At 63.0% G+C, this 2587-nt stretch carries 2 protein-coding genes; both read left to right on the forward strand.

Annotated features, from left to right (window positions below; genetic code table 11):
• Positions 1–175 precede the first annotated feature (175 nt).
• Positions 176–1705, forward strand: a complete 1530-nt coding sequence (istA, locus tag ABIE58_RS20200) for an IS21 family transposase (protein ID WP_502950127.1) — start codon at positions 176–178, stop codon at positions 1703–1705.
• Between the two features lie 11 nt (positions 1706–1716).
• Positions 1717–2481, forward strand: a complete 765-nt coding sequence (gene istB, locus ABIE58_RS20205; protein ID WP_354546404.1) for an IS21-like element helper ATPase IstB — start codon at positions 1717–1719, stop codon at positions 2479–2481.
• Positions 2482–2587: the final 106 nt, after the last annotated feature.

Consider the following 2587-nt stretch of genomic DNA (forward strand, 5'->3'; position numbering starts at 1 on the left):
TGCGCATTCCGGGGTGATCCGGTCGGGGATTCCGATTTGATCCGGTCACCCATTCCAATCTGATCCGGTCACCGATTCCGGAGTATCCGGTCACCCTTTTTGGGTGTGGATCTGACGCTGCTGGGCAGTCCTGTGGCGGGCTACACTTGCTCTTTCAAACAGAGCAGGCGGCCCCATGAAGAGACTGACGATGCGGAAGATCAGAGAAGCACTGCGGCTTCATGCCAGCGGATTATCAACCCGGAAGATCGCAACGAGCCTCGGCGTCGGGCAGAGCACGGCCAGCGAGTATCTGAAGCGGATTGAACGGGCTGCACTCACCTTGCCCCTTGCCGCGGAGATGACGGACGGTGAACTGGAAGCGCTGCTGTTCCATCCGGCCGGGGGCGTCAGTCGGCTTGTCGAGGCTCAACCGGATTGGCCGACGATCCATCGCGAGCTCAAGCGCCCGGGCGTGACGCTTTCCCTGCTGTGGGAGGAATACCGCGCCGTTCACCCGGAAGGCTATGGATACAGCCGGTTCTGCGATCTGCATCGCCGCTGGACAGGGCGTCTGACGCCGGTGATGCGCCAGCACCATGTTGCCGGGGAGCGGGTATTTGTCGACTACGCGGGCACCACGCTGGCGGTCATCGACGCAGGCACGGGCGAGGTTCGTCAGGCGCAGTTGTTCGTGGCCACACTCGGGGCCTCGAACCTGACCTATGCCGAGGCAAGCTGGAGCCAGAGCCTGTCAGACTGGATCGGCGCGCACTGCCGGGCTTTCAGCTACTTCGGCGGCGTCCCGGCGCAAGTGGTCTGCGACAACCTGAAGTCCGGCGTGACCAAGGCCTGCTTCTTTGAACCGGCAGTGAACCGGACCTACGCCGACATGGCCGCGCATTACGGCACGGCTGTCGTGCCAGCACGGCCTTACAAACCCAAGGACAAGGCAAAGGTCGAGGTGGCGGTTCAGATCGCAGAGCGCTGGATCGCGGCGCGTCTGCGCAACCAGCAGTTCTTCTCGCTGGCGGAACTGAACGCGGCGATCCGCAGCCTCCTCGACCGGCTCAATGATCGGGTGACCCGGCATCTTGGTGCCAGCCGCAGGGCCCTGTTCAATCAGGTCGAGCGATCCGCCCTGCGGCCCTTGCCTGCAGAGCCCTACGTTTTTTCTGAATGGAAGAAATGCACTGTCGGGCTCGATTACCACGTCGAGGTGGACAAGCATTACTACTCGGTCCCGCACAACCTGCTGCGCGAGAAGGTCTGGGTCCGGCTCACGGCGCGGACTGTCGAGATTTTTCACCACGGCAAACGTGTCGCAGCCCACGCCAGGACGTCGTCCAATCGCAAGCACACCACCATCGCCGATCACATGCCGGCCAGCCATCGGCGTTATTCCGAATGGTCGCCCCAGCGATTGAAGAACTGGGCTGCGAAGATCGGGCCCAATACCGCGACACTGGTCGAAGTGATCCTGCGCGACCGCAGCCACCCCGAGCAGGGTTTCCGCTCCTGCCTCGGCATCATGCGCCTGGCCAAACCGCACGGTGCCGAGGCGCTGGAGGCGGCTTGCGAGCGGGCGCTCACGATCGGGGCGCGGTCCTATTCGTCGGTCAATTCCATCCTGAAGAACAACCTGCATCGCAACCGGCCCGAACCCGCCGCGGACGGGCCCGCGATCCAGCACGGCAATATCCGCGGCCCCGGTTACTTCCATTGAAAGGACAAACGATGTTGACCCACCCCACCTTGGACCAGCTCCGGCAGATGAAGCTCGACGGCATGGCCGAGGCCTTCGTCGACTTGCAGGCGCAAGATGCCACCGCCGACCTGAGCCACGCCGAATGGCTTGGCCTACTGATCGACCGCGAGGTCGTCACCCGCAACACCCGGCGGTTCCAGACCCGCATGCGAGCGGCAAAGCTGCGCCACATCGGGGCAGCCATTGAAGACGTCGACTTCCGCACACCGCGCAAACTGGACCGGGCCTTGTTCCAGCAACTCGCCACCGGACGCTGGATCAAAGACGCCCGCAACCTGATGATCACCGGCCCCTGCGGGGTCGGGAAGACCTGGCTTGCCTGCGCCCTGGGCCAAAAAGCCTGCCGCGACAACCTCACCGTCATCTATCAGCGGCTGCCCCGTCTGTTCGCCGATCTCGACTTGGCCCATGGCGACGGACGCTTTCCCCGCCTGTTCCGATCCCTTGTGAAAGCTGACCTGCTCATTCTCGATGATTGGGGCCCCGATCGCCTGAACGCCGGACAGCGCCGCGATCTCATGGAGATCGTCGAGGACCGCCATGGGCGAGGCTCGATCCTGATCACCAGCCAACTCCCGGTCACCGCATGGCACGACGTCATCGACGAACCCACGTTCGCCGATGCCATACTCGACCGCTTGGTCCACAACGCCTATCGCCTCGAACTGGATGGCCATTCAATGCGCCGCTCGACCGATGCAACAGAAAAAGTTGACGAAGGCCTCCCAGCCTGACATCAAAAACCATGCCTTCGCGGCAACGATCCTCAGGTGACCGGATACTCCGGAATGACTGACCGGATGTTGTCGGAATAGCCGACCGGATGTCTCGGAATGCGCA

Source organism: Roseovarius sp. MBR-78 (assembly GCF_040547535.1).
GTDB lineage: Bacteria > Pseudomonadota > Alphaproteobacteria > Rhodobacterales > Rhodobacteraceae > Roseovarius.